Source organism: Chlorobium sp. KB01, from assembly GCF_001975465.1.
In the GTDB taxonomy this organism is placed as follows: Bacteria; Bacteroidota; Chlorobiia; order Chlorobiales; family Chlorobiaceae; genus Chlorobium.
On the sequence record NZ_MPJE01000086.1, the window covers coordinates 1 to 6,271 of the forward strand.

Sequence of the window (6,271 nt, forward strand, 5' to 3'; positions counted from 1 at the left end):
AAAAAAGCCTGCATCCATGCGCACAATAATCGGTACATCCTCACGGTACTCACACCGGATCTTTTCGACCATATGCAGCAGCATCTGATCGACCGTTTCACCATGGTTCGAATGCTTCTTGCCGCCACGGAATACCGCGTCCACCACATATCTACCCCAGGTCAACTGCAATGGCTGGAAGCCTTTCACCTTTTTGTACGTCGGTTGCACTCCGTGGCGCTTTTCAGCGTCGTCGTTGTCCAAAACCGTCGTGTCCAGACCCAGCATGATGACCTCCGGCTTGCTGTGCTTCAGGCGCCAGATGAAGAGAGCCTGCAGCAACGTTCTGAACAGGAAGATCCTGCAGAAAGAAAAGGCGCCGATGAAGCGCTTGACGACATGCGACGAAGCCAGTCGGCTGGCGCCAATCAGGTCGGCATGGGCTTGATCGGCAGCAAGCTGGTCGAAGCGGGTCAGATGACGGCTGGTGCCGTCCATGAAGAAGCTTACGATCTGCAGAAACAACTCCGTGACGGGAAGGCCCTTGCCGTTTTTGCGTATCTTGCCGAACAAGCGCTCGATAATCGGAAACAGGGCAATGTTGCGGAGATAGATGGCAAAGACACTCAATCCAGCTCTACCAGTCAACTGGTCATGAGTCGGCAGAATTGCGCTAATTTCCTGTTTCTTATTCCGCTGAATCCTGTTATCTTTTGCCATGAAGCTCTCCACCTGTTGGGTTGTGTTTTCTGTAATGGTAATTGCTACGTTACCCATTACAAGATAACACTTTAACTCTTCAGAAGAGAGCTTTTTTTATTCCAAATCGATCAAGTTAGGTATATATATGCATACAGAAACAGGAAAACGTACCCCAACGCCCTCCTTGCACCACAACTGCCGGAAAATCCTGTAGTGCCTGTGGCATCTTTCTGCCTGACGACTGAAGAGAAGAACAGGGTTCTGCTTCATAAACCGAAGTGATTTCAATGCAGCTTTCAGGGTGACTGAAACAGCCGCTTCGTTTGATTATTTATCTTATCTGCTTCGCTTCTTAAGTTTTACCTGTTATTTTTGCGAAGAATGGATTTCAACTAACCATAATGCGAAGAGGGTGAGCGAGTTTCGGTCAAAACAGAACAGAGAGGAGAGAAGCCCCGACAAAGGGTTGTTCAACTCACTCCACAACCGCAAGTCGGTAGCACCCGTCATTCGCTCGACTGAACCCCTTTCAAAACTTGCTCTTTTCATACGATTCCTCAAGCCGGTCACCTGGATTCCGGTTATGTGGAGCTTTCTGTGCGGAGCTGTTTCAAGCGGCTTTTTTGGATGGCATGATATTACGGGAATAAAATTTCTGCTCGGCATGCTGCTTACCGGACCCCTCGCAAGCGGAACCTGCCAGATGCTCAACGACTATTTTGACCGCGATCTTGACGAGATCAACGAGCCCAACCGCCCCATTCCCGGTGGGGCCATCTCGCTCAAAAACGCCACCATCCTGATAGCGGTATGGTCAGTACTTTCCGTCATCACGGGATATCTGATCCATCCCCTGATCGGTTTTTATGTTGTGATCGGCATCATCAATGCCCACCTCTACAGCGCCAATCCCATCAAGCTGAAAAAACGACTCTGGGCTGGAAACTCCATTGTCGCAATATCCTACCTGATCATTCCCTGGATAGCCGGAGAGATCGCCTATAACCCGAACCTGACCCTCACATCGCTTCAGCCTTCCCTTATCGTGGCTGCGCTCTTTACGCTCTCAAGCACCGGCACCATGACCATCAACGACTTCAAGTCCATTGAAGGTGACCGGCAGGTCGGCATCAGAACCCTTCCGGTTGTATTCGGCGAAACCCGGGCGGCTCTCATTGCCGCAATCCTGATCAATCTCGGGCAGCTTCTTGCCGCTCTCTATATGCTGCTTGTCGGTCAGAACGGCTATGCACTCATCGTTGCCCTCCTCGTTATTCCCCAGTTTTTTTTGCAGTTCAGCCTTGTCCGCTCACCCGCCACCATGGATGTGCGCTATAACGCCATAGCGCAGAACTTCCTTGTTGCCGGCATGCTTGTCTGTGCCTTTGCCATAAAAGCTGCAAAACCATGAGATTCAGCTTCACACCTGAAATTTCGGTCATCATGGCAACCTTTAACCGGGCCCGTCACCTCGAAACTGCCGTAGAGAGTGTCCTTGCACAGTCATACAAAGAGTGGGAGCTCATCATTGTTGATGACGGCAGTTCAGACAACACCTGTGAAACGCTCGACCCGTTTATCCGGAACTATGCCAATATCCGCTATCTGAAACACAGTAACCGCAAAGCCGCACTCTCACGCAATGCCGGAATCCAGGCATCATTCGGCCGCTATATCACCTTTCTTGACAGTGACGATCACTACCTCCCTGCCCATCTTGAATCAAGAATGGAGATCATCTCCCGTCTGCCGGAAATTGACCTGATCACCGGTGGCTATCTCTGTGACGACACCATCATGGTCCGGGACTGCAAAAATCCCGATAAACTGATCAACATAAGGGAGTGTACACTTGGCGGCACTTTTTTCGGCAAAAAAGAGCTCTTTTCAGCGCTGAGAGGCTTCAGGCCGCTTGATTACGCCGAAGATACCGATCTCTGGGAGAGAGCTTCAGCGAGCCATTCGGTCAAAAAAATAGAGGATCCGAAAACCTATGTCTACCGGCGTGCGGATGACAGCACCACCCTTAACTATTAGCCCCCATGATCTCATCCGTAACCGTCTACTGCAGTTCAAGCCATCAGGCACCGCGAGAGTATTTCACTGCCGCTGAAGCTCTTGGCCGACAACTGGCACAAAACGGAATCGGTCTGGTCTTCGGAGGCGGACGGGTCGGATTGATGGGCGCTGTTGCTGACGCCGTTCTGCAGCACGGTGGAAACGTCAAGGGGATCATACCCCGGTTTCTGGAAGAGCGAGAGGTTGCCCACTACGGCCTGAGTGAACTGTATGTCGTTGAAACCATGCACGAACGGAAGATGAAACTTGCTGAATGGGGGGATGCCTACCTTGTACTGCCGGGCGGTTTCGGCACCATTGATGAACTGATGGAGGTGATCACCTGGAAACATCTCGGCCACCACAACAAACAAGTCATCCTTCTCAATATCAATGGATTCTGGGATCCGCTGCTCCTCTTTTTCAACCGGATAGCAGAGGAGCAGATGATCAAAGCAGAGTATGAAGCCTACTACACGGTATGCGACACCGTTGAGGATGCCGTCAGGCTGCTGCTGCGCTGAAATCAACTCCTGCCTGTCAGCAGGCACCACACCGCCAGTATTACAATATAAGGGGAAACAGTCAAGGCGCGTCCGGGCGGGTAACCCAGAACAGCAGGAACCGCTTGCGCCTCTTTTTTTCACGTCGAAACGGAAAAGCATCCTGAAGGGCCTCGATCACCAGCGACATGGCCGGTTCCGTCCAGCGATGAGGATGCTCTTCAAGCCACTTCCCCACTGTTGCACAGACCTGACCCTGGGTTGCACCGTCCGGAGTCGTAAAAAGCCATCGATTACAGACATCACAGACCCCCGCAACATAACCCCGGAAATCACCGGCATTGATATCCTTTGCCGGTTGACCGGTATCGAATTTCTTGTACTCCCGCCACACACCAACAAGATCATTTCCGGTAATCAATGCACATCTTCCATCTGGCGGGTATGAACTCTTCCGGCTGTAACCATCAGAAAATTCTTCATAGCAAACCCCTTGTTAGAAAAGCCTGCGCAAAATTACAAAAATTCCCCGTAAATCTCTCAAGCACCCGGACATACCGAACAGGCTCCGCTATAAATCATCGCAGGCGGGTTGAAACCACTCCTCCTCACTGTCCATTTCCTCCAAAAAACCGAGCACGCTCCCCTATAAATCGTCGTGAGCGGTTTGAAGGCGAGGCGGACGGAGCGCAGAAACCGGAATGTACACAGAGTACATGAGGATTTCGAGCACCGCCCAACGAAGCAATCAAACCGCGTAACAGATTTATAGCGGAGCACTAAAAGCGCTTCTGATAGACATGACAGTAGGGCTGATGTCCATTTTTTTCATAATAGTCCTGATGGTACCCTTCGGCTTCCCAGAAGGTTCCGGCCTTTTCAACACTGGTCACAACACGGTACCCTTTGGTCTTCAACTCGGCAATCAGCTTCTCTGCAACACGCTTCTGCTCCTCATCAGCATAAAAAACCGCAGAGCGGTACTGCGAGCCGATATCCGGCCCCTGCCGGTTCACCTGACCGGGATCGTGAATCTCGAAAAAGAGTTTTGCCAGGGTCTCATAACTGACCAGGGCAGGATCAAACTCAATCTCAACCGCCTCGGCATGCCCTGTTTTTCCGCTGCACACCTCCTTGTAGGTCGGGTGATCGGTCAAACCGCCAATGTAACCCGATTTGGCTGAAAGTACCCCCTTGACCTTGCCGAAGTGATACTCGACGCCCCAGAAACACCCTCCGGCAAAAATTGCCTTCTCTGTTTTTGATTGAAGCGCAGCTTCCGGCTGAAATTGCAGGGAGACCGAGTTGACACAGTGTCGCACATTTTTCGGAGTAAGCCCCTCATGCAGAAAAACATGACCGAGATGGGCCCCGCATTTGGCGCAAACTATCTCGGTTCGCCGGCCGTCAGCATCCGGAACCTCTTTTACTGCCCCTGCAATGGCATCATCAAAACTCGGCCAGCCGCACCCTGAATCAAACTTGTGGTTCGAATAAAACAGCGGAGCGTCACACCGCCGGCAGAGATAGCTCCCCTTCTCCCTGTTCTGGTAATATTTCCCGCTGAAAGGGGCCTCTGTTCCTTTATGCACAATTACCCGCTCCTCTTCCGGAGTCAACTTGTTAAAACTCATACCACTCTCCTTTTGAATAGTAAAACGCGGCTTCTCAATTGCCTGCGACAGCCTGTCACCTCCACACCCGCAGAGGAGCAGGAGTTGTATGCAAAGCAAAAAAACTGCCTGCATACCGTGATACAAAGGTTTATGGTCGCTGAAAAACATGGTTCACCGCCTATTTTTTAACCGTAAAATCAAGACAACATCAATAGAACCCGCAGGTGCTGCTGAAGGTTTCCTTGAGCACGCGATCAATTCATCGTGCACGCTTGTCTGTTTACCAAGGTTAAAAAGTCCCTGCCTGATACCGGCATATGGCCTGAGTCAGGGAAAAGAGGGCTTACCCCTTTGGGCAAGGGGGCGGTTACTATTCAGAAAGAGAGGATCGGATTCAGGATTCAATAATCCTCAGCATCATCCTGTTTTTCGGCGAGAGGGATCATATCAGAAAGTGCTCCTGAAGCTTTTCCGATAAGCGATCCGGCGGCAGCTACCGTAAGGCCTGCAACAGCCAGGCCTGCAAGTGCATGAACAAAAGGCATCGCAATCGGAGCCAGAAGAACTGTTGGAACCGCCACTTTGAGTGTCTTGCTCTGCAAAAGAGCATCCTGAATCTCCTCAATATTAAAGCCCATGATAGTGATAGTTGAACGGGTTACTGCCGGGCACAGTCAGCTTCAGCAGAAATAGTTTTCTGTATGCAATATAGCTTAATGACGTAACCTCGCCTCATGGAGGCGAAAAATTAACCGTTACGTTGCAAAAACGGCCCTCATATCCTATACTCTTACTGTATGCACCGGACAATTAGCTCAGTTGGTTAGAGCGTTCGCCTCACACGCGAGAGGTCAAAGGTTCGAGTCCTTTATTGTCCACCCCCTCCATCCATGCTCTTCCTTTGAATATAAGCACGAAAAAGTAAACGGTAAAAAGGGGGCGCCATCCACCCTTTTCACCATTTCACGACAAGTGATCTTCCTGCTCTGCAGGGAGCTTATTTACAGGTTTGTCCTGAACAAAATACGGATCCGAGAGCGTTTGAAACCTGACTTGCTACTGAACCCGCTACAGACCCGACTGTGTTAATAAGAAAACCTGCGATCCTGATACCGACACTCGCAAAAAAAACGGGTATGCCGATTGAGGGTACAAACAAAAGAACGCCTACCACATTTTTAACGATATCCGGTGATTGTGACTGCTCTGCCATGATATATATCTGTTTAAAGTGTTCAAAATAGATCACACTATCCATAACCACAGCGAGCAGTAAAAAAGTTTACAAAAATATCGGCCCGGGATACCATCTTCCGTCTCATAGTCTCACTTCATGTCTCAGAAAACCATACAATTTACCCTGAATTATTCACGAAGGCAATAAAAAAAGGTGGCATAAAATACCGCAATTGC

General features: G+C 50.2%; 7 protein-coding genes and 1 tRNA gene. 4 read left to right on the plus strand and 4 right to left on the minus strand.

Features of this window, described 5'->3' with window-relative positions:
* A partial coding sequence (locus tag BOO20_RS09610) for a transposase (RefSeq protein WP_198935428.1) occupies positions 1–699 on the minus strand: 699 nt, incomplete at its 3' end.
* A 394-nt stretch (positions 700–1,093) separates the two neighbouring features.
* Here BOO20_RS09610 and chlG point away from each other — a divergent pair.
* From chlG to BOO20_RS09625, 3 genes are read left to right on the plus strand one after another with little or no spacing between them, the layout of a single operon-like run.
* On the plus strand, positions 1,094–2,092 hold the full coding sequence (chlG, locus tag BOO20_RS09615; RefSeq protein WP_076792354.1) for a chlorophyll synthase ChlG: 999 nt from the start codon (positions 1,094–1,096) through the stop codon (positions 2,090–2,092).
* Complete coding sequence (locus BOO20_RS09620) at positions 2,089–2,718, plus strand: glycosyltransferase family A protein (RefSeq protein ID WP_076792356.1); 630 nt, start codon at positions 2,089–2,091, stop codon at positions 2,716–2,718. The genes chlG and BOO20_RS09620 overlap by 4 nt, the downstream gene beginning before the upstream one ends.
* A 5-nt stretch (positions 2,719–2,723) precedes the next feature.
* On the plus strand, positions 2,724–3,263 hold the full coding sequence (locus tag BOO20_RS09625; protein ID WP_076792357.1) for a TIGR00730 family Rossman fold protein: 540 nt from the start codon (positions 2,724–2,726) through the stop codon (positions 3,261–3,263).
* A 61-nt stretch (positions 3,264–3,324) separates the two neighbouring features.
* Here BOO20_RS09625 and BOO20_RS09630 read toward each other — a convergent pair whose 3' ends face one another.
* The 3 genes from BOO20_RS09630 to BOO20_RS09640 all read right to left on the minus strand — a co-directional run bounded on the left by BOO20_RS09630 (position 3,325) and on the right by BOO20_RS09640 (position 5,496).
* Entirely contained in the window at positions 3,325–3,663 is a 339-nt protein-coding gene (locus BOO20_RS09630; RefSeq protein ID WP_006366520.1) for a Rap1a/Tai family immunity protein, read from the minus strand.
* Between the two features lie 358 nt (positions 3,664–4,021).
* Positions 4,022–4,876 (minus strand): bifunctional methionine sulfoxide reductase B/A protein, encoded by an 855-nt coding sequence (locus BOO20_RS09635; protein WP_083694632.1) that lies wholly within the window; start codon positions 4,874–4,876, stop codon positions 4,022–4,024.
* Between the two features lie 383 nt (positions 4,877–5,259).
* The gene (locus tag BOO20_RS09640) at positions 5,260–5,496 is read right to left on the minus strand and encodes a hypothetical protein (protein ID WP_006366522.1); all 237 of its coding nucleotides are present in this window, start codon (positions 5,494–5,496) and stop codon (positions 5,260–5,262) included.
* A 166-nt stretch (positions 5,497–5,662) separates the two neighbouring features.
* Between BOO20_RS09640 and BOO20_RS09645 the strand changes: the two genes are divergently transcribed.
* Positions 5,663–5,736 (plus strand) — tRNA-Val (locus tag BOO20_RS09645).
* Positions 5,737–6,271: the final 535 nt, after the last annotated feature.

Coding starts and splice junctions, on each gene's coding strand:
- BOO20_RS09620 (WP_076792356.1), top strand. CDS start 2,089: ATGAGATTCAGCTTCACACCTGAAATTTCGGTCATCATGGCAACCTTT.
- BOO20_RS09625 (WP_076792357.1), top strand. CDS start 2,724: ATGATCTCATCCGTAACCGTCTACTGCAGTTCAAGCCATCAGGCACCG.
- BOO20_RS09640 (WP_006366522.1), bottom strand. CDS start 5,496: ATGGGCTTTAATATTGAGGAGATTCAGGATGCTCTTTTGCAGAGCAAG.
- BOO20_RS09635 (WP_083694632.1), bottom strand. CDS start 4,876: ATGAGTTTTAACAAGTTGACTCCGGAAGAGGAGCGGGTAATTGTGCAT.